The sequence below is a fragment of the Streptomyces spinosisporus genome, assembly GCF_022698145.1.
Lineage (GTDB): Bacteria > Actinomycetota > Actinomycetes > Streptomycetales > Streptomycetaceae > Streptomyces > Streptomyces spinosisporus.
This window is the reverse complement of sequence record NZ_JALDAX010000021.1, coordinates 52,401-76,297: the sequence shown is the minus strand read 5'-3', so window position 1 is coordinate 76,297 and position 23,897 is coordinate 52,401. Positions and strand designations below refer to the sequence as shown.

The following is a 23,897-nucleotide window of genomic DNA, read 5'->3' as shown; positions in this document are numbered from 1 at the left end:
CCCGCCTGTCATGCGCGTATCGCCATACGGTCATGACAGGCGGAGGGGCGGCCCGAGCGGCCGGGGTGTCAGCCCTTGACCGCCGCCGCGATCGCGTCCGCGAGCGGGGTGGTGGGCCGCCCGGCCAGCCGGGACAGATCGCCGGTGGAGACCACCAGCTCGCCCTTGGCGATCGAGACGTCCACGCCCGCGAGGATGGCGGCGAGAGGCTCCGGCAGCCCGGCGCCGGTCAGGATCTTGGTGTAGGCGTCGACCGGCACGGAGTTGTAGACGATCTCCTTGCCGGTCTGCCGGCTCAGCTCGGCCGCGTACTCGGCGAAGCCCCACGCCTCGTCGCCGCCCAGCTCGTACGTCGTGTTCTCGTGTCCCTCGCCGGTCAGCACGGCGACCGCGGCGGCCGCGTAGTCGGCGCGTGAGGCGGAGGAGATACGGCCCTCGCCGGCGGCCTGGACGACGGCTCCGTGTTCGAGCACCGGGGCCAGGTTCTCGGTGTAGTTCTCGTGGTACCAGCCGTTGCGCAGCAGCGTGTACGGCAGGCCGGAGGCGAGGAGGATCTCCTCGGTGCCGCGGTGGTCGTCGACGAGTGCGGCCGTCATGCCGCCCGGCGCGCTGGTGTACGCGAGCAGTGCGACACCGGCGGCCTTCGCGGCGTCGATGACCACCTTGTGCTGGGCGACACGGCCCTTGTCGAACTCGTTGCCCGAGATGAGCAGCACCCTGTCCCCGGCCGCGAACACGCCGTCGAAGGTCTCCGGGCGGTTGTAGTCGGCGACCGCGAGCCGCACGCCGCGCGCGGCGAAGTCGGCGGCCTTGCTCTCGTCCCGTACGACCGCGGTGATCCGGTCGGCCGGGACCTTCTCCAGCAGCTGCTCCACGACGTGACGGCCGAGGTGTCCGGTGGCGCCGGTGACGACGATGCTCATGATGCGGAACTCCTTGTGGGGTGCGGATGACACCGACCCTAGGAGCTGCGCTAACTATTGGAAAGTACCCACTTTGAAGTAAGGTACTGGCATGGCAGTAAGCGGAGCAGTCAAGGGAGCAAGGGGAACGGATGCCGCCGTCGAGGCGATGTGCCCGTACCGCCTCGTGATCGAGCACGTCACCAGCCGCTGGGGTGTCCTGGTGCTGATCCAGCTCCTCGACCGCCCCCACCGCTTCAGCGAACTGCGCCGGGCCGTCAGCGGCTACGGCCGCGGCGTCAGCGAGAAGATGCTGACCCAGACCCTGCAGACCCTGGAGCGCGACGGCATGGTCCACCGCGACGCCCGGCCCGTGATCCCGCCCAGGGTCGACTACTCCCTGACCGAACTGGGCCGGGAGGCCGCGGAGCAGGTGCGGGCGCTGGCCCTGTGGACCGAGAAGCGGATGGACGCGGTGGAGGAGGCGCGGGAGGCGTACGACACCCGCCGGGGTGCCGACGCCTCCTGAGCCCGCTCCGCAGCGTGCGGCCCGCTGCGTCCGGCCGGGTCAGCCGACGACCGTCCAGGTGTCGCCGCCCGCCAGCAGCGACCCCAGGTCGCCCTTGCCGTGCTGCTCGATCGCGGTGTCGAGCTGGTCGGCCATCTGCGTGTCGTAGACGGGCCGGTCGACCGAGCGCAGCACCCCGATCGGGGTGTGGTGCAGGGTGTCCGGGTCGGCCAGCCGGGACAGCGCGAACGCCGTGGTCGGGGAGGCGGCGTGCGCGTCGTGCACCAGCACCTCGGCCTCGTTCTCCGGCGTCACGGTGACCACCTTCAGATCGCCGGTCGCCGCGTCCCGTACGACACCGCGCGAGCCGTCCGGCCCGAAGCGGATCGGCTGCCCGTGCTCCAGCCGGATCACGGCCTCCTCGGCCTGCTGGTTGTCCTTGAGGGCCTCGAAGGCGCCGTCGTTGAAGATGTTGCAGTTCTGGTAGATCTCGATCAGCGCCGTGCCCGGGTGCTCGGCCGCCTGGCGCAGCACCTCGGTGAGGTGCTTGCGGTCGGAGTCGATGGTGCGGGCCACGAAGGACGCCTCCGCGCCGATCGCCAGCGACACCGGGTTGAAGGGCGCGTCCAGCGAACCCATCGGCGTCGACTTCGTGATCTTGCCGACCTCGGACGTGGGGGAGTACTGCCCCTTCGTCAGACCGTAGATCCGGTTGTTGAACAGCAGGATCTTCAGGTTGACGTTCCGGCGCAGGGCGTGGATGAGGTGGTTGCCGCCGATGGACAGGGCGTCGCCGTCACCCGTGACCACCCACACCGACAGATCCCGCCGACTGGCGGCGAGGCCCGTCGCGATGGCCGGGGCGCGTCCGTGGATGGAGTGCATGCCGTACGTGTTCATGTAGTACGGGAAGCGGGACGAGCAGCCGATGCCCGAGACGAAGACGATGTTCTCCTTGGCCAGGCCCAGCTGCGGCATGAAGCCCTGGACGGCCGCCAGGATCGCGTAGTCACCGCAGCCGGGGCACCAGCGCACTTCCTGGTCGGACTTGAAGTCCTTCATGGACTGGCGGGCCTCGGCCTTGGGAACGAGAGAAAGCGCCTCGATCGTGCCCGTGCCTTCCGTGGACGTCTCAGCCATCGATGGCCTCCTTGAGAGCCGTGGCGAGCTGTTCGGCCTTGAACGGCATGCCGTTGACCTGGTTGTACGAGTGGGCGTCGACCAGGTACTTCGCTCGGATCAGCGTGGCGAGCTGACCGAGGTTCATCTCGGGGATCACCACCTTGTCGTAGCGCCTGAGCACCGCGCCGAGATTCCGCGGGAAGGGGTTGAGGTGGCGCAGATGGGCCTGCGCGATGGACTCGCCGGCAGTGCGCAGCCGCCGTACCGCCGCGGTGATCGGACCGTAGGTCGAGCCCCAGCCGAGCACCAGCGTCCGGGCCTCCTGCGGGTCGTCGACCTCCAGGTCCGGCACGTCGATGCCGTCGACCTTGGCCTGGCGGGTGCGGACCATGAAGTCGTGGTTGGCGGGGTCGTAGGAGATGTTGCCCGTGCCGTCCTGCTTCTCGATGCCGCCGATGCGGTGCTCCAGGCCGGGCGTGCCCGGGATCGCCCAGGGCCGGGCGAGGGTCTGCGGGTCGCGCTTGTACGGCCAGAAGACCTCGGTGCCGTCGGCCAGCGTGTGGTTCGGGCCCTGCGCGAACTGCACGGTCAGATCCGGGAGTTCGTCGAGCTCGGGGATGCGCCAGGGCTCGGAGCCGTTGGCCAGGTAGCCGTCGGAGAGCAGCACCACCGGGGTGCGGTACGTCAGCGCGATCCGCGCCGCCTCGATGGCCGCGTGGAAGCAGTCCGCGGGCGTCCTGGGCGCCACCACCGGCACCGGCGCCTCGCCGTTGCGGCCGTACATGGCCTGCAGCAGGTCCGCCTGCTCGGTCTTGGTGGGCAGGCCGGTGGAGGGGCCGCCGCGCTGGATGTCGATGACGAGCAGCGGCAGCTCCAGCGAGACGGCGAGCCCGATGGTCTCGCTCTTGAGCGCCACACCGGGGCCGGAGGTGGTGGTCACGCCCAGCGAGCCGCCGAAGGCCGCGCCCAGCGCCGCACCGATGCCGGCGATCTCGTCCTCCGCCTGGAAGGTCCGTACGCCGAAGTTCTTGTGCCTGCTCAGCTCGTGCAGGATGTCCGAGGCCGGTGTGATCGGGTACGAGCCGAGGAACAGCGGCAGGTCCGCCTGGCGCGAGGCGGCGATCAGGCCGTACGCGAGGGCGAGGTTGCCGGAGATGTTGCGGTAGGTGCCCGGCGGGAAGGCCGTCGTGGCCGGGGCGATCTCGTAGGAGACCGCGAAGTCCTCGGTCGTCTCGCCGAAGTTCCAGCCGGCCCGGAAGGCGGCGAGGTTCGCCTCGGCGATCTCGGGCTTCTTGGCGAACTTGGTGCGCAGGAACTTCTCGGTGCCCTCGGTCGGCCGGTGGTACATCCACGACAGCAGGCCCAGCGCGAACATGTTCTTGCTGCGCTCGGCCTCCTTGCGGGTGAGGTCGAACTCCTTGAGCGCCTCGACCGTGAGCGTCGTCAGCGGCACCTCGTGCAGGTGGTAGCCGTCGAGCGAGCCGTCCTCCAGCGGGGAGGCGGCGTAGCCGACCTTCTGCATCGCCCGTTTGGTGAACTCGTCCGTGTTGACGATGATCTCCGCGCCGCGCGGCAGATCGGCGATGTTCGCCTTCAGCGCGGCCGGGTTCATCGCGACCAGGACGTTCGGCGCGTCGCCCGGCGTGAGGATGTCGTGGTCGGCGAAGTGAAGCTGGAAGGAGGAGACGCCCGGCAGGGTTCCGGCAGGTGCCCGGATCTCGGCGGGGAAGTTCGGCAGGGTCGACAGGTCGTTGCCGAAGGACGCCGTCTCGGAGGTGAAGCGGTCGCCGGTGAGCTGCATACCGTCACCGGAGTCTCCCGCGAACCGGATGATCACCCGGTCCAGCCTGCGTACGTCCTTGGCCGCGCCCGGTTCGCGCTGCACTCCCACTACGGTTCCGTCTGCCTGCTCCGTCGTCCTGCTGACCTGGCTGGTCACTGAACTGGACCTCCCTCGAGGCGACTGTCTGGGACCGACCTTCCCGCAGGCCCTCCCAGGATCAACCCTACGTCGGTTAGGGTCGCCTTCCCGTGGCCATTCGCATGATGGACACAGTTTTGAGACGCTGTGACGCCCTGACTTGTCATGATTTCCCGCCCCCCGGCGCTTCCCTTGAAGACGCTTCCCCGTGATGGTGCGGTTCTGGGACTGACGGACACTTGACTGACGCTGGGTCGGCGGCCGGACCTGCCGGGTGAACGGGTGACCGGGGCTCAGTGTGGGCGTGTCATGAGTTCAAGTAGGTGAGAACCGCGAGCACCCGCCGGTGATCCCCGTCGCTCTGGGACAGCCCGAGCTTCAGGAAGATATTGCTGACGTGCTTCTCGACGGCACCGTCACTGACCACGAGCTGGCGCGCGATCGCCGAGTTGGTCCGGCCCTCCGCCATCAGCCCGAGCACCTCGCGCTCCCGGGGCGTCAGCCCCGCCAGCACATCCTGCTTACGACTGCGCCCGAGCAGCTGCGCGACCACCTCCGGGTCCAGCGCGGTACCCCCCTGGGCCACCCGCACCACCGCGTCGACGAACTCACGGACCTCGGCCACGCGGTCCTTCAGCAGATAGCCGACGCCATGACTGGAGCCGGCCAGCAGCTCGGTGGCGTAGCGCTCCTCCACGTACTGCGACAGCACGAGCACGCCCAGGCCCGGGTGCGCCTTGCGCAGCTGCACCGCGGCGCGCACCCCCTCGTCGGTGTGGGTCGGCGGCATCCGTACGTCCGCGACGACGACATCGGGCAGCTCGCCCTGGCCGTCCAGCTCGGTGATGGTCTTGATCAGCGCGTCGCCGTCGCCCACCCCGGCGACGACATCGTGCCCACGGTCGGTCAGCAGCCGGGTCAGCCCCTCCCTGAGCAGCACTGAATCCTCGGCGATGACCACCCGCACCCTGTCCTCCACGATTGTTGGCCCCCCAGCCCGATCCGTCTGCCGGTAGTCCAGCATTCCAGCATTCGGACCGGACTGCGCCGCCGGGACGTGAATCAGCGGGAATCCGTGCAGGGCAGGGGTGGGGTTGGCCGGATACAGGGGGCCGTCGTCCCCGGTTGGCGGACCCGGGCGGGCTCAGCCGAGCGTCCGCTCCCCGCGCCAGGGGAGTTCCGCGGTGACCCGGGTGGGGCCGCCGGCCGGTGAGTCCACCACCAGGATCCCGTCCACGGCGTCCAGGCGTTCGGCGAGCCCGCCCAGACCCGAGCCGCCGGAAGCATCCGCTCCGCCCACGCCGTTGTCCACGACCTGCACCATCAGCCGGTTCTCCACCCGCCACACATCCACCGCCGCCCAGGTGGCCCGCGCGTGCTTGCTGATGTTCTGCAGCAGCTCCGACACCGTGAAGTACGCGATCCCCTCGATCGCCGGCGCCGGCCGCTCGGCGAGATCCACCTCGACCTGCACCGGCACGGTGCAGCGCGACGCGACCGCCGACAGCGCGGCGTCCAGACCGCGGTCCGTCAGCACCGCCGGATGGATGCCGCGCGCGAGGTCCCGCAGCTCCTGCAGCGCCGTCTTCACCTCACCGTGCGCCTCGTCGACCATCCGCGCCGCCGCCTGCGGGTCCTCCGTCAGCTTCTCCCTCGCCAGCCCCAGGTCCATGGCCAGCGCCACCAGGCGGGCCTGCGCCCCGTCGTGCAGGTCGCGCTCGATCCGCCGCAGATCGGCGTTGGCGGTGTCGACGACGACCCCCCGGTCCGACTCCAGCTCCACCACCCGCGCCGACAGCCGCGACGGGCCGAGCAGCCCGTGCACCATCAGCCGGTCCACCATCGTCAGCGCCCGCACGATCCACGGCGTGGCCAGCGTGAACATCAGTCCCACCAGCGCCGTCACGGTGATCTCGAAGGGGTTGTCCAGGTAGATGCTGTGCGTCGTGTCGCCGTAGAGCTGAAGCCCGTCCTGGCCGCCGTAGACCGGGAAGAGCCAGAACCACAGCGGATACGTCAGCAGGGCCCAGCCGTACGCCCAGAAGTTCACCGCGACCACGAACGAGAAGACCGACCAGGGGAACTGCAGCAGCGAGTACAGCAGCGTCCGCCACGAGGTGCCGCTCTTCAGCACGGCCCCCATCCAGGCCATCACGCCGGACTTCCGCATCCGCAGCGGCTCGGGGTCGGCGACCTCCAGGCCCAGCAGCCCGCGCGCCCGCGCCCGCTCCAACGCCCCGAAGCCCCGGCAGCCGGCCAGCCCCGCGGCCAGCACCGGAATGCCGAGGAACGTCACCAGGAGGCCCGCGCCGAGGGCGACCATCGTGACGGCGTACACGAAGAGCGTGACGCCGATCGGCAGGCTCAGCAGCACATACGCGAACTCGCGCCAGCTGCGCGCCTCGAACGGCGCCCGCAGACCCGCGGGCAGCCGGCGCCGGGGGCCGAGGTCCAGCCCGTCGTCGTACCCGTAACCGTGCCCGTAGCCCTGTCCGTACTCCGTGGCCATCGGCGTCGTCCGTTCTACTCGTCCTGCCGGCCTACGCGGCTCTCCTGCCCACCTCCACGGTCCCGCCCCGCAGCTCCCCGGACCATGGAGTCCGTAGGCGTCTTGGGAGGGGGGTTTTCCCTACCCTGCGGGCCGCACTGGAGAGTCACGGGGCCTCATTGCGGCGGCCTTCGGGTCGCAGTGGAGACTGACTGGGTCTCATTGCGGCCGCCGTCGGGTCGCGGTGGGGACTCACGGGGCCTCGCTGCGGCCGCCGTCGGGTCGCACTGGAGACTTACCGGGCCTCACTGCGGCCCCCTTCGGGCTCGCCGAGCCCTCTTCGGGCCTCGCCGGAGTCCCTTTCGGGCCTCGCCGGGGATTTATCTGGTGATACCGAGTCCTCTTCGGGTCTCGCCGGGGGCCTCTTCGGGTCCCGCCGGATCCCCCTTCGGGTCCCGCTGGGGGATGCATCGGGTGGTACCGAGTTCTCTTCGGGCTCGCCGGGGATTTATCTGGTGATACCGAGTCCTCTTCGGGTCTCGCCGGGGGCCTCTTCGGGTCCCGCCGGATCCCCCTTCGGGTCCCGCCGGGGGATGCATCGGGTGGTACCGAGCTCTCTTCGGGCCTCGTCGGGGGTCCATCGGGTCGCACTGAGTCCTCTTCGGGCCTCGTCGGAGGTCCATTGGGCCGCACCGAGTCCCCTTCGAGCCCCGCCGGGGACCCCTTCGGGTCCTCCAGGGACCCCTTCGAGTCGCACCGGAGATCCTCCGGTCCGGCCCGCGGATTCACCGGACCTCACCGGGGCTGCTCCGCGCCCGCGGCGGCGGCGTCGCCGGACGCGCGGTCGCGCCACGGCAGTTCTGCCGTGACGACGGTCGGCCCGCCTTGCGGCGAGTCGATGACGAACAGCCCGTCCACGGCGTCCAGCCGGTCCGCGAGCCCCTGCATCCCCGTCCCGCCGTCGAGCCGCGCACCCCCGTGGCCGTTGTCCTCGACCTGGATCAGCAACCGCTCCTTCGACCGCCACACCTCGACGGACGCGTTCTTCGCCCCGCTGTGCTTGCTGATGTTCTGCAGCAGCTCGGAGACGGTGAAGTAGGCGATGCCCTCGATGGCCGCGGCCGGCCGCGTAACGAGGTCGACCGTCACCTTCACGGGAACGGTGCAGCGCGAGGCGACCGCGGACAACGCGGCATCCAGACCGCGGTCGGTCAGCACCGCCGGATGGATGCCCCGGGCCAGATCCCGCAGCTCCTGCAGCGCGAGCTTCACCTCGCCGTGCGCCTCCGCGACCATGTCCGCGGCCGCGTCCGGGTCCTCCAAGAGCTTCTCCTTGGCCAGACCGAGCCCCATCGCCAGATTGACCAGGCGGGCCTGTGCCCCGTCGTGCAGATCGCGCTCGATCCTCCGCAGATCGGCGTTGGCGGTGTCCACGACGACCCCCCGGTCCGACTCCAGCTCCGCGATGCGCCGCTCCAGTTCGTCGGAGGGCGACAGCAGCCCGCGCACCATCGCCCGGTCGGCGTTGGTCAGCCCCCGCGCGATGAACGGCAGCACCGGCCACAGCACGAACAGCGAGGTGAGCGTGATGGCGAAGGTGAGCACGCCCCAGGGCAACCGCATGAAGTCGTACAGCACCGTGCGCCAGGCCACCGGGTCCTTCAGCCGCATCCACAGCCGCGGCAGAAAGCCGGTGCCCCGCCCGGGCATCGGACTCGGCTCGTCCACCCGCACCCCGAGCAGCTTCCTGGCCCGCGCCCGCTCCATCCGGCCCAGCAGCCGCGCGCCCGCGAGACCGGCCGCCAGCAGCGGGAACCCGATCACCGTCACCGTCAGCCAGAAACCCGTGAACAGCACCGTGACGACGTAGATGAACCCGATCAACGACACCGGGAAGTTCGCCAGGAGATGCGCGATCTCCTTCCAGGTCTGCCGGTCGTAGGCGAAACGGGCAGGGGGCAGGCGGTCGTCACCTTCCGGAGCCCCCGCCGGGCCTCCGGGAGCCCCTGCCGGGTGCGAGAGTCGTTCGGTCATACGGGTCAGCGTGCCGCGTGGCGAGCGCTCGCGCCATGAGGTCGGCCGCCCAGCTCTCCTGGGGAAAACCCCACCCCGGCATATCGAGGACATCTCAAGGCGCGACGGGCTGCTTACCGTCTCTTTATCAGGGCCTAGACTCCCGTGCGTACAGATCGTCGAACGACACCGTTCACCAGGGAGCGAGGGCACGGACGTGCGGGAACCGACCGTCGTCGCGGCGGACTACTTCCAGTCGTACTCGGTCGTCGGACTGCTGGCCGTCGTCGGCGTGCTGTTCGTCGCCGTCGCCTTCGGAGCGGGCCGGCTGCTGCGCCCGGTGGTCCCCACCCCGGAGAAACTGCTGACGTACGAGTGCGGAGTCGACCCCGTCGGCGAGGGCTGGGCCCACACCCAGGTCCGCTACTACGTCTACGCCTTCCTCTACGTCATCTTCGCCGTCGACTCGATCTTCCTGTTCCCCTGGGCGACGGTCTACGCCGCCCCCGGCTACGGCGCCACGACCCTCGTCGAGATGTTCATCTTCCTCGGCTTCCTGGCCGTGGGCCTGCTGTACGCATACAAGAAGGGCGTCCTGACATGGACGTGACCCCCGAGCCTGTGCTGCTGCCCGAGCCGAAGCGGCTCGGCGCCCTCGCGCGCCTTGCGCCCGAGCCGATGAAGGTGGTCCTCAACTGGGGCCGCCGCTACTCGCTCTGGGTCTTCAACTTCGGCCTCGCCTGCTGCGCGATCGAGTTCATCGCCGCGTCGATGGCCCGCCACGACTTCATCCGCCTCGGCGTCATCCCCTTCGCGCCGGGCCCGCGCCAGGCCGACCTGATGGTCGTCTCCGGCACGGTCACCGACAAGATGGCCCCGGCCGTGAAGCGCCTGTACGAACAGATGCCGGAACCGAAGTACGTCATCTCCTTCGGCGCCTGCAGCAACTGCGGCGGCCCCTACTGGGACTCCTACTCCGTCACCAAGGGCGTCGACCAGATCATCCCCGTCGACGTCTACGTCCCCGGCTGCCCGCCCCGCCCCGAGGCCCTCCTCCAGGGCATCCTCAAGCTCCAGGAGAAGATCGCACGGGAGTCCCTGGGCGAGCGCTACGACACCTCCCGCCCCTCGGCCGCGGCCCTGCAGAGCCCTCTGGTCGAGCCGCCGGCCGCCAAGTCCCCGTCCGGGGAGGGCCGATGAGCACGGTCGGCTGGCTGCCCGCCCCCGCCGAAGACCTCTTCGGCACCGACGCCACCGCCGAGGAGTCCTACGAGGTCCTGACGGTCGACGTCCCTCCGGCGTCCTGGCTCACGGCCCTGGAAGTGGCCCGCGACCGGCTCTCCTGCACCTTTTTCGACTGGCTGAGCGCCGTGGACGAACCGGGCACCGGGTTCCGCGTCTCCGCCCACGTGGTCTCCCTGTCCCCCCTGCGTCGTCTGCTGGTGCGCACCACCGTCCCGCACGACGCCCCCACGCTGCCCTCGGCCGTCGCCGTCTACGCGGGCGCCGCCTGGCACGAACGTGAGACCCACGAGATGTTCGGCGTGACCTTCGAGGGCCACCCCGCCCTCGACCACCTCCTGCTCCCGGAGACCTTCGAGGGCCACCCCCTCCGCAAGGACTTCGTCCTCGCCGCCCGCGTCGCCAAGGCCTGGCCCGGCGCCAAGGAACCAGGCGAATCCGACCACGGCACCCCCAAACGCCGCCAAATGCTCCCCCCAGGCGTCCCGGACCCCAACGAATGGGGCCCCCTGAAGGGACAACTTCCCCCGGCACCGTCCCGGCCGACCCGAGGCGCGGGCCGGGGCGCAGCCGGAGGGCCGGCCCGAGCAGGGACCGGAGCCGGGACTGGAGCAGGAACTGGAGCTGGAACTGGAGAACGGCCTGCCCGCCGTACGCGGTCGGCGGGGGAGGGGTCGGTCAGTCAGGGGGCTGGGGCTGCTGGGACTGCGGGTGAGGGTGCGGCTGCGCCGCGGCGGTCGCGGTCGGCGGCCGAAGACTCGGTGAGCCAGGGGGCTGGGGCTGCTGGGGCTTCGGGTGAGGGTGCGGCTGCGCCGCGGCGGTCGCGGTCGGCGGCTGAAGGGTCGGTTAGTCAGGAGGCTGGAGCCGAGGGTTCGGTGAACCAGGCGGCTGGGGCTTCGGGTGAGGCGGAGGCTGCTCCGCGGCGTGCCCGGTCGGCAGCCGAGGGGTCGGTGAGTCAGGGAGCTGGACCTGCTGGGGCTACGGGTGAGGGTGCGGCTGCGCCGCGGCGTGCGCGGTCTGCGGCGGAAGGCTCTGTGAGTCAGGCGGCCTCGTCTGCAGCCGACCGGCAGCCGGGGGCGGCCGACACGACTGCACCGCGCCGCACGCGTCGCGCGAGCGACGGTTCGGCCTCGCAGGCTGCCGGAACCCCGTCACCGGAGGACCCGAACACCCGCCCTGCCCCCCGCAGTTCGGACGCCCCTTGGCACCACGCCCGCCCGGCTTTCGACGATGCGGAGCTGGAGGGCAAGGGCAGCGCGGGGGCGGAGCCGGAAGCCGAGGCGAAGCAGAACGCGGAGACCGGTGCGCCGACGGAGCCGGCTGCGGAGGTGAAGCCGGGGGACGTGGAGCCCACCGCGGAACCGAGGCCCGGCGTGGAGCCGCAACCCAGCCAGGAGCCGACGCTCAGCCCGGAAGGGAAGCCGGGCGCCCGGGCGGAGTCGGGTTCGGAGTCGGAGCCCGGCCCTGACGCAAAGCCCGCCGCAGAACCCTCGGCCGGAGCCGGAGCCGGAGCCGGAGCCGGAGCCGGAGCCGGAGCGGCCGGAGCCCAGCCGCACCCGTCCCCCGGCGCAGACGGCGCATCCGACTCAGGCGCACCCGAGGCGGCCCCCGGCCCTGAAGGACCGGCCCCGGAGCCACCGCCCTCGCAGGGCACCCCTGCCGACACAACCCCGGCGAGCCCCAAGGACCCGGCGAAGCACCCCGGAGATGGAGTCGACAACCCCGAGGACCCGACCGAGAGTCCCGAACCCCCCTCAGGAGGCACGCAGTGACCGACGCCCTGGACGTCATCCTGCGACTCCTGATCGTGTTCGTCGTCTTCCTCACCTTCCCCCTGATCGTGGGCCAGACCGAGCACAAGGTCATGGCCCATATGCAGGGCCGCCTCGGCCCGATGTACGCCGGCGGCTTCCACGGCTGGGCCCAACTCGTCGCCGACGGAGTCAAGTTCGCGCAGAAGGAAGACGTCGTCCCCGCGGGCGCGGACCGCCGCGTCTTCCAACTCGCCCCCGCAGTCGCCCTCCTCCCGTACCTCGTGGTCCTCCTCGCCATCCCCATCGGCCCGGAAGAGGGCGCAGTCGGTCAGGTCCTCGACGCGGGCGTCTTCTTCGTCCTCGCCGTCATGGGCGTGGGCGTCCTCGGCTCCCTCATGGCCGGCTGGGCCTCCGCCAACAAGTTCTCCCTCCTCGGCGGCCTGCGCACCGCCGCCCAGCTCCTCGCCTACGAACTCCCGATGCTCCTCACCGCCGCCTCGGTGGCCATGGCGGCCGGAACCGTCTCCCTCCCCGGCATCCTCGACGCCTTCGAGTGGTGGTGGCTTCCCTGGCAGATCGTCGGCGCGATCGTCTTCTTCGTCGCCGGCCTCGCTGAACTCCAGCGCCCGCCCTTCGACATGCCCGTCGCCGACTCGGAGATCATCTTCGGCGCGTACACCGAATACACGGGCCTGCGCTTCGCACTGTTCCTCCTCGCCGAGTACGCCGGAATCATCGTCCTGTGCGGCCTGACCACCGTCCTGTTCCTGGGCGGCTGGCACGGCCCCTGGGGCGCCGACGGCCTCGGCTGGGTGTGGACCCTGCTGAAGACGGCCGTCCTCGCCTTCCTCGTGATCTGGCTCCGCGTCACCTATCCCCGCCTGCGCGAGGACCAGCTCCAGAAGCTCTCCTGGACCCTCCTCGTCCCCCTCTCCCTCGCTCAGATCGCCCTCACCGGCATCGTCAAGGTGGTGATCTCCTGATGGCGGAGCCGCTCCCCTCCACCCGGTCCCGCATCCCCGGCGCAGGCCTGGCCAAGGGCCTGGCCGTCACCCTGCGCACGATGACGAAGAAGACCGTCACCGCTCAGTACCCGGACGCCCTGCCCGACCTGCCGCCCCGCAGCCGTGGCGTCATCGGCCTGTTCGAGGAGAACTGCACGGTCTGCATGCTCTGCGCCCGGGAGTGCCCGGACTGGTGCATCTACATCGACTCCCACAAGGAGACGGTCCCGGCGGCGACCCCCGGCGGCCGCGAACGCAGCCGCAACGTCCTCGACCGCTTCGCCATCGACTTCTCCCTGTGCATGTACTGCGGTATCTGCATCGAGGTCTGTCCTTTCGACGCCCTGTTCTGGTCCCCGGAGTTCGAGTACGCCGAGACCGACATCCACGAACTCACCCACGAACGCGACAAGCTCCGCGACTGGATGTGGACGGTCCCCGCCCCGCCGGCCCTCGACCCGGCCGCCGAGGAACCGAAGGAGATCACCGCCGCCCGCAAGGCCGCCGAGAAGCTGGCGGCAGCCCAGGCCGAGCCCCAGGAAGGAGAGTCGTGAGCCTCGCCGCAGCCGCCACCGTGACCGCGGCCCCCGCCACGAACCTGGCCGCGGACACCCATGGCTTCCTCTCTCCGACCGGCGTCGAGATCACCTTCCTCCTCGTCGGCCTCGTCACCTTCGGCGCCGCCCTCGTCACCGTCACCACCCGCCAGCTGGTGCACGCCGCCCTGTGGCTGGTGGTCACCCTCGGCGGTCTCGCCGTCGAATACCTGCTGCTCACTGCCGAGTTCATCGCCTGGGTGCAGGTCCTCATCTATGTCGGTTCCGTCGTTGTCCTCCTTCTGTTCGGTCTGATGCTCACCAGGGCCCCCATCGGCCGCTCGCCGGATGCCGACTCCGGGAACCGCTGGGCGGCACTCACCGTGGCCGTCGCCTCGGCCGCCGCCCTGGTCTGGGTCGTCGTCGACGCCTTCCGCGCGACCTGGATCGACCTGGACGGCCCGGCCGCCGGCTCCACCGCCGTCACCGGGGCGAGCCTCTTCCAGAACTGGGTCCTCCCCTTCGAGGCCCTCTCCGTCCTCCTCCTCGCGGCACTGGTCGGCGCGATCGTCCTGTCCCGCAAGGCGAAGGCGGAGTCGAGCTCTCCCCCTGTGAACTCCCGAGCCGGTTCCGGCAGTTCCCCATCCGTCCCGAATTCCCGGAATCACCCGTCAGGGCGAAAAGAGCCGGTCGCGGGAACCGATCCGGTCGCGGGGACCGATCCGGCCGAGCAGGAAGGCGCCCGCTGATGCATCTCGCCTATCCCGCCGTGCTCTCGGCCCTCCTTTTCTGCACCGGCCTGTACGGCGTCCTCGCCCGCCGCAACGCGATCCTGGTCCTGATGTCCGTCGAGCTGATGCTCAACGCCGTCAACCTCAACCTCGTCGCCTTCGACGTCTGGCTCAGCAAGGCCGCCCGGGACACCCTGCACTCCGGCCAGGCCCTGACCCTGTTCACCATCGCCATCGCCGCCGCTGAGATCGGCATCGGCCTGTCGATCGTGCTCGCCGTCTACCGCAACCGCGGCACCTCCGCCATCGACAGACTCCGCGACAGCGCCGAGGGCCACGAGAGCGACGGCCCCGAAGACGACGCCCCGACGACGGATCAGACCGGGAAGGCTGAGGCCTCCGCGTGACCACGACCACCCTCGCCGTCCTCGTCCCCCTCCTGCCGTTCCTGGGCGCCGTGGCTGGCCTGCTCCTGGGCCGCACGGCCCCCGGCTTCGTCCGCCCACTCGCGGTCCTGCCGACTCTCGCCTCGTTCGTACTGGCCGTGCTGGTCGCCGTACGCCAGGGCGGCGACCAGGCCGTCGACGCGCACACCGAGCTCACGCCCACCGGCTCGGTCCCCATCGAACTCGCCCTGCACATCGACGGCTTCGCCGCCCTTGTCGCCGTTCTGGTCGGCGTCGTCGCCTCCTGCGTGCAGATCTACTCCGCGGGCTACCTGCGCGACGACCCGCGCTACCCCTCGTACGCCGCCCTCGTCTCCCTGTTCACCTCCGCGATGCTGCTCGTCGTCTACTCCGGCGACCTGATCGTGCTGCTGGTCGGCTGGGAGATCATGGGCATCTGCTCCTACTTCCTGGTCGGCCACTACTGGGAGACCCCGGAGGCCCGCGCCGCCTCCATCAAGGCCTTCCTGGTGACCAAGCTCGGTGATGTCCCCTTCCTCATCGGTCTGTTCGCCCTCGCCACCGACACCGGCTCCTTCCGGATCACGAAGGTCCTCGGCGCCGTCGCGAGCGGCGGCCTCGACCACCCGACGCTGATCGCCCTGCTGCTCCTCGCGGGCGTGGCCGGCAAGTCGGCGCAGTTCCCGCTACACACCTGGCTCCCCGACGCGATGGCCGGCCCGACGCCCGTTTCCGCGCTGATCCACGCCGCGACGATGGTCGCCGCCGGTGTCTACTTCGTCGCCCGTCTCCTCCCGGTCTTCGAGGCCTCCTCGGCCGCGATGGTGGTCCTGGCCGTCATGGCCGCCGTCACCATGCTCGGCTCGGGCCTCGCCGCACTCGCCCAGGACGACATCAAGCGCGTCCTCGCCTACTCGACGATCGGCCAGCTCGGCTACATGACCGGCGCCCTCGCCGTGGGCGACCGCGGCGCCGCCGTCTTCCACCTCCTGTCCCACGGCGCCTTCAAGGCGCTGCTGTTCCTCGCCGCCGGCGTGATCATCCACGCCGCCGGCACCAACTCGCTGGCTGCCATGTCCCGCATGAGCAACTTGCGCGACCGTGTCCCCGACGCCTTCTGGACGATGACCGTGGCGCTCCTTGCACTCGCCGCGATCCCGCCCTTCAGCGGCTTCTTCTCCAAGGAGTCCGTCCTCGGCGCCGCAGAACATGTCGCCACCGGACACACCGAGCACGCCCCCGGAGCCGCGGGCTGGATCACCCTCGTCGCCGGCCTGGTCACCACCGCACTCACCGCCGCGTACGCGCTGCGGCTGTGGCTGCTCGCCTTCCGCGGACAGGGCACCGAGGCTCCGGACCACGGCCGCCAGCCGCTCACCATGACCGTCGTACTGTGGGTCCTCGCCGTCCCGTCCCTTGCGCTCGGCGGGTTCGCCTACCGCTCGCTGCCCGACTGGTTCGACGGCCGTGACCTCGCCCCGACCCTCACCACCTCCATCCTCGGTACGGGAGTGGCCCTGGTCGGCGGCATCGTCACCTATGCGGCCTGGCGGCACAGCACGGCGCTCGCGGCCCGCGTCCCGCTGGGCGCGGTCGCCGCCCACCCCGAGGGCGACGCCGGACTCGTCGAGGCCGAGGCCATCGCCACCCATGCACCCGCGTACGGCGACGTCGCCTCCGCGCCCGACCCGGCGGACCCGGGACGGCTGCTGCTCGGCCCGCTGCACCGGCACGCGGCCGTCGGCTTCCACCTCGACGCCCTGTACGCGGCGCTCTTCGTCCGCCCGGTCCTGGCCGGCGCGAGTCTCGTCCGGTTCCTGGACCGCGAGGTCGTCGAGACCTACGTACGCGGTGCGGGAGCCCTACCCCGCCTGCTGGGAGCCGCCGTACGGCGCGCCCAGACCGGCAATGTGCAGACCTATGTGAGCGCGCTGCTCGCCGGCACCGTCGTCCTCGCGGTCGCCGCCGTCCTCGTCGCCACGGGAGCGTGAGCAGGCGTGATCGATATCAGCGAGTCCGTGATGCAGTTCCTTCTGGCGTTGATCGTCGTCGTGCCGCTTCTCGGTGCGCTCGCCGCGCTGCTGCCCGCCCCGCCCGGGCTGAAGGGGAAGTCGCCCGAGCAGGCCGTGCTGCGGCACGGCGTGAGCGTGACCGGAGCGGTCCTCATCGCGGCGATCGTCCTCGCGCTCGGCTTCGACCACGACCATCCGTCGAAGATGCAGGCCACGACCGACATCAGCTGGATCCCCGCACTCGACGTGCGGATCCACCTCGGCATCGACGGCATCTCCCTCCCCCTTCTGGTCCTGACCGCGCTGCTGACCTTCCTCTGCGCGCTCTACTCGTACTTCAAGATGCCCGCGGGCCCGACCCCGAAGGCCTTCGTCGCACTGCTGCTGGTCCTCGAGTCCGGCACGCTCGCGAGCTTCGCCGTCCTCGATCTGCTGCTGTTCTTCCTCGCGTTCGAGATGGTGCTCGTCCCGATGTACTTCCTCATCGCCCGCTGGGGCGGCGAGGGCAGGACCCGGGCCGCCTGGCGGTTCATCCTCTACACACTGCTCGGTTCGGTCGTCATGCTGCTCGGCCTGCTCCTGATCGGGATCAAGGCCGGCACCTTCGACATGGTGGCACTCGCCACTGACAACGGCCGGTCGCTGACCGCATCCGTGCAGGTCATCGCCGTTCTGGCGATCGGGATCGGGCTCGCGGTCAAGACGCCGATGTGGCCGCTGCACAGCTGGCTGCCCGACGCCCACACCTCCGCGCCGACCGTCGGCTCGGTCATGCTGGCCGGTGTACTGCTGAAGATGGGTACGTACGGGTTCGTCCGGATCATCCTGCCGATCGCGCCGAACGGCTTCCACACCTTCGCGCCCTACCTCGCCGCCTTCGCCGTCGTCGGGATCATCTACGGATCCCTCGCCTGCCTGGCTCTCGCCAAGCAGGGCGCGAAGGGCGACCTCAAGCGCCTCATCGCCTACTCGTCCGTCGGCCACATGGGCTTCGTCCTGCTCGGCATCGCGACCATGACCCCGACCGGCGTGAACGGCGCCCTGTTCGCCAACATCGCCCACGGCCTCATCACCGGCCTGCTGTTCTTCCTGGTCGGCGCGCTCAAGGACCGCACGGGCACCACCGACCTCGACAGCCTCGCCGACCAGACGGGAGCCGCCCTCTACGGCAAGGCGCCGCGCCTGGGCGGCCTGCTCGCCTTCGGAGCGGTCGCCTCGCTGGGCCTTCCCGGACTGGCAGGCTTCTGGGGCGAGATGCTGGCCCTGTTCGGCGCGTTCGATCCCGCCGACGACCTCAGCCGCCCCGCCTTCCTCACCTTCATGGCGATCGCGGCCCTCGGCACCCTCCTGACAGCCGCGTACATGCTCGTCGTGGTCCGCCGTGTCTGCATGGGCGCCGTACCGCAGGAAGCGCCGCAGCTCGCCGACGTCCACACCTACGAGTTCGCGGCCTGGACTCCGCTCGTCGCCCTCACCGTCGTCGCCGGGCTGTGGCCCAAGGCCCTCCTGGGCCTGACCGATCCGGCCGTCCAGCAGCTCCTCGCAGGAGGCACCCGATGAGCTCCTTGGCCCAGCCGCCGGCCGCGAACCTCATCCAGTCCGTCGACTGGCTCGCCGTCGCACCGCCGACCATCGCCGCCGTGGTGGCGCTCGCGGTGCTCGTCGCCGACCTGTTCGTACCGGAGACGCGCAAACCCCTCCTCGGCTGGACCTCCGTCGCGGGCCTGGTCGCCGCCGCGCTGATGCTCCTGCCGCTGCTGGACGGCGACCGCAGCACCTTCTGCGTGAACGGCACGCACGCGTGCAGCTACACGGCCGACCGCTTCACCCTGGTCGTCCAGTTCCTGGTACTCGGCGGCGCTCTTCTGTCGGCCCTCCTGTCGGTGACCACACTGAAGGACGCCGACAAACAACTCCCCGAAGGGGAGTACTGGTTCCTGCTGCTCTCCTCCGCGGCCGGAGCCGCCCTCATGCCGGCCTCCCGCGACCTCGCGACGCTGATCGTCGCCCTGGAGGTCGCCTCCCTGCCCGCCTTCGCGCTCGTGGGCCTGCGGCACGGCGACAAGAAGTCCTCCGAAGCGGCCCTGAAGTTCTTCCTGTCGTCGGTCACCGCGACCGCCGTCAGCCTCATGGGCATCAGCTTCGTGTACGCCTCCACAGGCACCCTGTACCTCACCCAGGTCGCCGAACGCATCCAGCACGTCGACGGCCAGCTGCACACCCTCGCCCAGACGGGAGTGGCCCTCACCCTCGTCGGCTTCGCCTTCAAGACGGCCGCTGTTCCCTTCCACTTCTGGGTCCCGGACACCTACGTGGGCGCGCCCCTGCCGATCGCCGCCTACCTCTCGGTCGTCGGCAAGGCGGTCGGCTTCACCGGCCTGATCCTCGTCACCGTCATCGCCTTCCCGTCGTACGCCGACGTCTGGGGCCCGGCGCTCGCAGCCCTGGCCGCGCTCACCATGACGGTCGGCAACGTCGGCGCCCTGCGCCAGCAGGCCACGCGCGCGTACAGCGCGGTACGGCTGCTCGCCTGGTCGTCGGTGGGCCAGGCCGGCTACCTCCTCGTACCGATCGCCGCTGCCGCCTACTCCGACGACGCCGAACACTCCATCGGATCCACGGTCGCCTACGCCCTGATGTACGCGGCCGTGAACCTCGGCGCCTTCGCGGTGGTCGCCCTCGTGGGCCGCACCAGGAACGCGAACCGCATCACGGACTACCAAGGCCTGTACGCGAGGAACCCGCTCGCCGCCCTTGTGATGGCCTTCTTCCTGCTCAGCCTGGCCGGACTGCCCCCGGGCATCATCGGCCTGTTCGCCAAGGTCACCGTGTTCTCGGCGGCGGTCGACGCCGGACTCGGCTGGCTGGCCGTGATCATGGCCGCCAACGTCGTCGTCGCGCTGTTCTACTACCTCCAATGGACGGCCCTGCTGTTCCGCGCCCCCGAGGGCGAGCCCGTCGAGCACCGTCTCCCGGCGCCGCTCACCACGGCCCTCACCCTCACGGGCGTCCTCGGCATCGCCCTGTCCGGAGCGCCGCAGCTGATCCTGCGCTTCGCCGACACGACCCTCTTCTGAGCCGGCACCGGCCGCCCGGCGCCGCCGCGCCGACCGCTCAGGGTGGCCGTCACTCGGTCGGCCGACCGGCGGCACGGTACGCACAAGGGAACTAGTGGCCCTCGCCTGGCGTTGACCAGTGAGGGAGGGTCCACTGGACGTGTCGCCACGGCACCGGTGGCACCCGAGACAGCACGCAAGATCCGCAAGCAAAGGGTTCCCCTGCTGCACCACTTGGAGGGCGTACCGTGCACCGCCGGCACAACGGGCTAAGGACCGCAGTACTCCTCGGGGGACTGTCCGCCCTCATCATCGTCATCGGCAGTTTCTTCGGCCGCATGGGGCTCGTCGTCGCGGTTGTGATCGCTCTGGGCACCAACGCGTACGCGTACTGGAACAGCGACAAACTGGCACTGCGCGCGATGCGTGCCCGCCCGGTCAGCGAGTTCGAGGCGCCCGCCCTCTACCGCATGGTCCGCGACCTCTCCACCCAGGCCCGCCAGCCCATGCCCCGCCTCTACATCTCCCCGACGGAGGCGCCGAACGCCTTCGCGACGGGCCGCAATCCGCGCAATGCCGCCGTGTGCTGCACGGAAGGCATCCTGCGCATCCTGGACGAGCGCGAACTGCGCGGCGTCATCGGCCACGAGCTCAGTCACGTCTACAACCGCGACATCCTCATCTCGTCGGTCGCGGGCGCCCTGGCCTCCGTGATCATGTTCCTGGTCAACTTCGCCTGGCTGATCCCCGTGGGCCGCTCGGACGACGACGACGGTCCTGGCATTCTCGGCATGCTGTTGATCATGATCCTCGGCCCGCTCGCGGCCACCCTCATCCAGCTGGCCATCAGCCGTTCCAGAGAGTACGAGGCCGACGCGTCCGGCGCGCAGCTGACCGGCGACCCCCTCGCGCTCGCCAGTGCGCTGCGCAAGCTCGAAGCAGGCACCAAGCAACTGCCGTTGCCGCCCGAGCCGCGTATCGAGTCCGCCAGCCACATGATGATCGCGAACCCCTTCCGCCCGGGCCAGGGATTCTCCAAGATGTTCTCGACACACCCGCCGATGGCGGAGCGCATCTCCCGGCTCGAGAAGATGGCAGGTCGACCCCGGTGAAAACCATCCTGAACGTCATTTGGCTCGTCCTGAGCGGCTTCTGGCTCTTCCTCGGATACATGGCCGCGGGTCTGCTGCTCTGCATCACGATCATCGGTATCCCGTTCGGCATCGCCGCGTTCCGCATCGGCGTCTACGCCCTGTGGCCCTTCGGGTACACGACGGTCGAGCGCCGCGACGCCGGCGCGCCGTCCTGCATCGGCAACGTCCTGTGGCTGATCCTCGCGGGCTGGTGGCTGGCCATCGCGCACATCGTCACGGGCATCGCCCTGTGCATCACGATCATCGGAATCCCGTTCGGCATCGCCAACTTCAAGCTCATCCCGGTCTCTCTGCTGCCGCTCGGCCGCGAGATCGTGCGGACCGACGAGCCGTTCGCGACTCGCTGACCGGGACGGCGAAGCCGGGCCGGCTGGGCAGGGCCAGTTGTCCACAGCCCGCGGTTATCCACAGGCCGAGCCGACCGTCAGTGCCGCCCTGCATCATGAACCCATGACCGAGAACGAGCAGTTGCCGACGCGGGGCGTGGCCAAGGCCCGCAACACCCGTCCATGGGGCCGGCCTTCACTGCTTGCTGCCCCTTGGTCCGACTTCCGCATACGTGCGGGCCGCATACGGATGGGACGGATACGCATGGGCCGGATACGTACGGACGCGGCGCGAGCGTCCTGACACATTTGTCCCCTCCGGCCGTTCGCCCTTCCCCTCCGCTACCGAGCAGCAACCCATCGACGTACGCCATAGGCGATCACGCCCATCACCAGCACGCCCGCACCCACCACCACCGAGAGCACCGGCAGCGAGAACGCCAGCAGCACACACCCGAGGAGTCCCACAGCCGGCAGCACCCGCGCTGTCGGAGCCGGATTCAGCGTCCAGGCCGAGGCGTTGGCCACGGCGTAATAGGCCAGCACACCGAAGGAGGAGAACCCGATCGCGCCCCGCACGTCCACCGTGGCGGCCAGGACCGCGACCACCACGCCCACGGCCAGTTCGGCCCGGTGCGGCACCTGGAAGCGCGGATGCACGGCCGACAGCACACCGGGCAGATGCCGGTCGCGGGCCATGGCGAGCGTCGTGCGCGAGACGCCCAGGATCAGAGCGAGCAACGAACCAAGTGCGGCCACGGCGGCACCGACCCGCACCACCGGCATCAGCCCCGGCACTCCGGCCGCACGCACCGCATCGGCCAGCGGGGCGGCCGCGTGCCCGAGGCCGCCCGCCCCCAGCACGGAAAGGACAGCCACCGCCACACACGCGTACACCGCCAGCGCGATGCCCAGAGCCAAGGGGATGGCACGGGGGATGGTGCGCGCCGGATCCCGCACCTCCTCACCGAGCGTTGCGATCCGCGCGTACCCGGCGAACGCGAAGAACAGCAGCCCGGCCGCCTGCAGCACCCCGCCCGCACCACCCGAGGCCCCGGCGTCCAGACGCCCGGCGTCGGACGCCCCGGATCCAAGACACACGACCACGACGAAAGCGAGGACGGCGAGGACAACTGCCACGATCACCCGCGTGACCCAGGCGGACTTCTGGACACCGCCGTAGTTCACCGCGGTCAGCACCACCACGGCCGCGACCGCCACGGCGTGAGCCTGTCCGGGCCAGATGTACGCCCCCACGGTGAGCGCCATCGCCGCGCAGGAGGCGGTCTTGCCGACGACGAACGACCAGCCGGCGAGATAGCCCCAGAACGGGCCGAGCCGCTCGCGCCCGTACACGTAGGTGCCGCCCGATGCCGGGTACTGGGCGGCCAGTCGGGCCGACGCCATGGCGTTGCAGTAGGCGACGACCGCGGCGACCGCGAGGCCGAGCAGCAGGCCGGACCCGGCTGCTCCGGCCGCAGGTCCCAGAGCGGCGAAGATGCCGGCTCCGATCATCGAGCCGAGCCCGATGACGACGGCGTCGCCGACGCCCAGCGTGCGTCGTAGCGCGGGGGCAGAACCGTTCGGTGCCATGGCTCGCACCCTAGTGATCACTGCAACCGATGAGTGCCGTCGTGACGTCCTGTTCATCGACGGGACAGGTACCGGGCACGAGACAAGGACCGGAGAAGAACACAGCAGTAACAGGCGCGCGGCACACAACGGATCTCGACCGAATGCACACTGTCCGGAAAGTGCAGGCACAGTGCGGGAGGGCAGGTTGACGGCATGACCATCATCAGCTGGATCATTCTGGGGCTGTTGGCCGGAGCCATCGCCAAGTTCCTGCTGCCCGGCCGTGACCCGGGCGGCCTCATCGGCACGACCCTCATAGGCATCGCCGGCGCGTTCATCGGCGGCTGGATCTCGGCCCGCTGGCTGGACCACCCGATCGCCAAGAGCTTCCACGACGGCGCGACGTGGGCCGCGGCGATCGGAGGCTCGTTCGTCCTCCTGGTCGCCTACCGCCTCCTGTTCGGCAACTCGCGCAACTGAGCACGATCGAGCACGCCCCCGGACCGCAGCCAGCAGGCGAGAAGGGTGGGCACCCACCAGGTGCCCACCCTTCCTCGCTGCTGGTCGACCGGCGACGGCACCGCAGCCCGTGAATCACGGACTCACCAGATCACCGGCTCATCAGCTCGTCGGCTCACCGGTAGTTCACGAACTGCAGGGCGAAATCGAAGTCCTTGCCCTTCAGGAGGGCGATCACGGCCTGCAGGTCGTCCCGGCTCTTGGAGCTGACCCGCAGTTCGTCGCCCTGCACCTGGGCCTTGACACCCTTGGGGCCCTCGTCGCGGATGATCTTCGCGACCTTCTTCGCGTTGTCCTGGGAGATGCCCTCCTCGATCGACGCGAAGATCTTGTACTCCTTGCCCGAGAGCTGCGGCTCACCCGCATCCAGGGCCTTCAACGAGATCCCGCGCTTGATCAGCTTGGACTGGAAGACGTCGAGAACGGCCTTGACCCGGTCCTCGGAGTTCGCCTCCAGAAGGATCTTGTCGCCCGACCACGAGATCGAGGCACCCACGCCCTTGAAGTCGTAGCGCTGTGAGATCTCCTTGGCGGTCTGGTTGAGGGCGTTGTCGACCTCCTGCCGCTCGACCTTCGAGACGATGTCGAAACTGGAGTCGGCCATGTCCTGTGGCTCCTTGTATCGGT

The 23,897-nt window shown here is 70.3% G+C and carries 22 protein-coding genes; 14 read left to right on the top strand and 8 right to left on the bottom strand.

All coding sequences use genetic code 11. From position 1 onward, the window contains the following. Positions 1–68 precede the first annotated feature (68 nt). Positions 69–923, bottom strand: a complete 855-nt coding sequence (locus tag MQN93_RS37435; RefSeq protein ID WP_016437667.1) for an SDR family oxidoreductase — start codon at positions 921–923, stop codon at positions 69–71. A gap of 91 nt (positions 924–1,014) precedes the next feature. Between MQN93_RS37435 and MQN93_RS37430 the strand changes: the two genes are divergently transcribed. Continuing rightward, the gene (locus MQN93_RS37430; RefSeq protein ID WP_242712997.1) at positions 1,015–1,431 is read left to right on the top strand and encodes a winged helix-turn-helix transcriptional regulator; all 417 of its coding nucleotides are present in this window, start codon (positions 1,015–1,017) and stop codon (positions 1,429–1,431) included. 39 nt (positions 1,432–1,470) lie between these two features. Here the strand turns inward: MQN93_RS37430 and MQN93_RS37425 are convergent, their stop codons facing one another. The 5 genes from MQN93_RS37425 to MQN93_RS37405 all read right to left on the bottom strand — a co-directional run bounded on the left by MQN93_RS37425 (position 1,471) and on the right by MQN93_RS37405 (position 8,975). Continuing rightward, entirely contained in the window at positions 1,471–2,550 is a 1,080-nt protein-coding gene (locus MQN93_RS37425) for a 2-oxoacid:ferredoxin oxidoreductase subunit beta (protein ID WP_016437669.1), read from the bottom strand. Beyond that, positions 2,543–4,471, bottom strand: coding sequence for a 2-oxoacid:acceptor oxidoreductase subunit alpha (locus tag MQN93_RS37420; protein ID WP_016437670.1), 1,929 nt, complete (start codon positions 4,469–4,471; stop codon positions 2,543–2,545). Before MQN93_RS37420 ends, MQN93_RS37425 begins: the two co-directional genes overlap by 8 nt. Positions 4,472–4,760: 289 nt before the next feature. Beyond that, a complete protein-coding gene (locus MQN93_RS37415; protein ID WP_016437671.1) occupies positions 4,761–5,420 on the bottom strand; it encodes a response regulator transcription factor in 660 nt (219 codons plus the stop codon). A gap of 177 nt (positions 5,421–5,597) precedes the next feature. After that, a complete protein-coding gene (locus MQN93_RS37410; RefSeq protein ID WP_242712996.1) occupies positions 5,598–6,962 on the bottom strand; it encodes a sensor histidine kinase in 1,365 nt (454 codons plus the stop codon). 774 nt (positions 6,963–7,736) lie between these two features. Next, a complete protein-coding gene (locus MQN93_RS37405) occupies positions 7,737–8,975 on the bottom strand; it encodes a sensor histidine kinase (RefSeq protein WP_242712995.1) in 1,239 nt (412 codons plus the stop codon). 196 nt (positions 8,976–9,171) lie between these two features. On the opposite strand from MQN93_RS37405, the gene MQN93_RS37400 reads away from it, so the two are divergent. From MQN93_RS37400 to MQN93_RS37345, 12 genes are all read left to right on the top strand, one after another. Beyond that, on the top strand, positions 9,172–9,564 hold the full coding sequence (locus MQN93_RS37400; RefSeq protein ID WP_242712994.1) for an NADH-quinone oxidoreductase subunit A: 393 nt from the start codon (positions 9,172–9,174) through the stop codon (positions 9,562–9,564). Continuing rightward, positions 9,555–10,154: an NADH-quinone oxidoreductase subunit B gene (locus MQN93_RS37395; protein WP_016437675.1), complete on the top strand. Its 600-nt coding sequence runs from the start codon at positions 9,555–9,557 to the stop codon at positions 10,152–10,154. Before MQN93_RS37400 ends, MQN93_RS37395 begins: the two co-directional genes overlap by 10 nt. After that, positions 10,151–11,968 carry an NADH-quinone oxidoreductase subunit C gene (locus MQN93_RS44555; protein ID WP_242712993.1) on the top strand — a complete coding sequence of 606 codons (1,818 nt, stop codon included), beginning with the start codon at positions 10,151–10,153 and terminating at the stop codon, positions 11,966–11,968. Before MQN93_RS37395 ends, MQN93_RS44555 begins: the two co-directional genes overlap by 4 nt. Continuing rightward, positions 11,965–12,933 (top strand): complex I subunit 1/NuoH family protein, encoded by a 969-nt coding sequence (locus MQN93_RS37385; RefSeq protein WP_016437678.1) that lies wholly within the window; start codon positions 11,965–11,967, stop codon positions 12,931–12,933. The genes MQN93_RS44555 and MQN93_RS37385 overlap by 4 nt, the downstream gene beginning before the upstream one ends. Beyond that, positions 12,933–13,508, top strand: coding sequence for a NuoI/complex I 23 kDa subunit family protein (locus MQN93_RS37380; protein WP_016437679.1), 576 nt, complete (start codon positions 12,933–12,935; stop codon positions 13,506–13,508). The genes MQN93_RS37385 and MQN93_RS37380 overlap by 1 nt, the downstream gene beginning before the upstream one ends. Beyond that, positions 13,505–14,239 (top strand): NADH-quinone oxidoreductase subunit J family protein, encoded by a 735-nt coding sequence (locus MQN93_RS37375; protein WP_242712992.1) that lies wholly within the window; start codon positions 13,505–13,507, stop codon positions 14,237–14,239. Before MQN93_RS37380 ends, MQN93_RS37375 begins: the two co-directional genes overlap by 4 nt. After that, positions 14,239–14,628, top strand: a complete 390-nt coding sequence (nuoK, locus tag MQN93_RS37370) for an NADH-quinone oxidoreductase subunit NuoK (protein WP_242712991.1) — start codon at positions 14,239–14,241, stop codon at positions 14,626–14,628. The genes MQN93_RS37375 and nuoK overlap by 1 nt, the downstream gene beginning before the upstream one ends. Then, on the top strand, positions 14,625–16,619 hold the full coding sequence (locus tag MQN93_RS37365; protein WP_242712990.1) for an NADH-quinone oxidoreductase subunit 5 family protein: 1,995 nt from the start codon (positions 14,625–14,627) through the stop codon (positions 16,617–16,619). Before nuoK ends, MQN93_RS37365 begins: the two co-directional genes overlap by 4 nt. 6 nt (positions 16,620–16,625) lie before the next feature. Then, positions 16,626–18,200, top strand: coding sequence for an NADH-quinone oxidoreductase subunit M (locus MQN93_RS37360; RefSeq protein ID WP_242712989.1), 1,575 nt, complete (start codon positions 16,626–16,628; stop codon positions 18,198–18,200). Continuing rightward, on the top strand, positions 18,197–19,717 hold the full coding sequence (locus MQN93_RS37355; RefSeq protein ID WP_242712988.1) for an NADH-quinone oxidoreductase subunit N: 1,521 nt from the start codon (positions 18,197–18,199) through the stop codon (positions 19,715–19,717). Before MQN93_RS37360 ends, MQN93_RS37355 begins: the two co-directional genes overlap by 4 nt. 227 nt (positions 19,718–19,944) lie before the next feature. Next, positions 19,945–20,808, top strand: coding sequence for a zinc metalloprotease HtpX (htpX, locus tag MQN93_RS37350; RefSeq protein WP_016437685.1), 864 nt, complete (start codon positions 19,945–19,947; stop codon positions 20,806–20,808). Then, positions 20,805–21,197 (top strand): YccF domain-containing protein, encoded by a 393-nt coding sequence (locus tag MQN93_RS37345; RefSeq protein ID WP_016437686.1) that lies wholly within the window; start codon positions 20,805–20,807, stop codon positions 21,195–21,197. Before htpX ends, MQN93_RS37345 begins: the two co-directional genes overlap by 4 nt. A 321-nt stretch (positions 21,198–21,518) precedes the next feature. On the opposite strand, the gene MQN93_RS37340 is transcribed toward MQN93_RS37345, so the two are convergent. Further along, positions 21,519–22,769 (bottom strand): APC family permease, encoded by a 1,251-nt coding sequence (locus MQN93_RS37340; RefSeq protein ID WP_242712987.1) that lies wholly within the window; start codon positions 22,767–22,769, stop codon positions 21,519–21,521. A 195-nt stretch (positions 22,770–22,964) separates the two neighbouring features. On the opposite strand from MQN93_RS37340, the gene MQN93_RS37335 reads away from it, so the two are divergent. Next, on the top strand, positions 22,965–23,231 hold the full coding sequence (locus MQN93_RS37335; protein WP_016437688.1) for a GlsB/YeaQ/YmgE family stress response membrane protein: 267 nt from the start codon (positions 22,965–22,967) through the stop codon (positions 23,229–23,231). A gap of 154 nt (positions 23,232–23,385) precedes the next feature. Here MQN93_RS37335 and MQN93_RS37330 read toward each other — a convergent pair whose 3' ends face one another. Next, the gene (locus MQN93_RS37330; protein ID WP_016437689.1) at positions 23,386–23,874 is read right to left on the bottom strand and encodes a YajQ family cyclic di-GMP-binding protein; all 489 of its coding nucleotides are present in this window, start codon (positions 23,872–23,874) and stop codon (positions 23,386–23,388) included. Between the last annotated feature and the right edge of the window lie 23 nt (positions 23,875–23,897).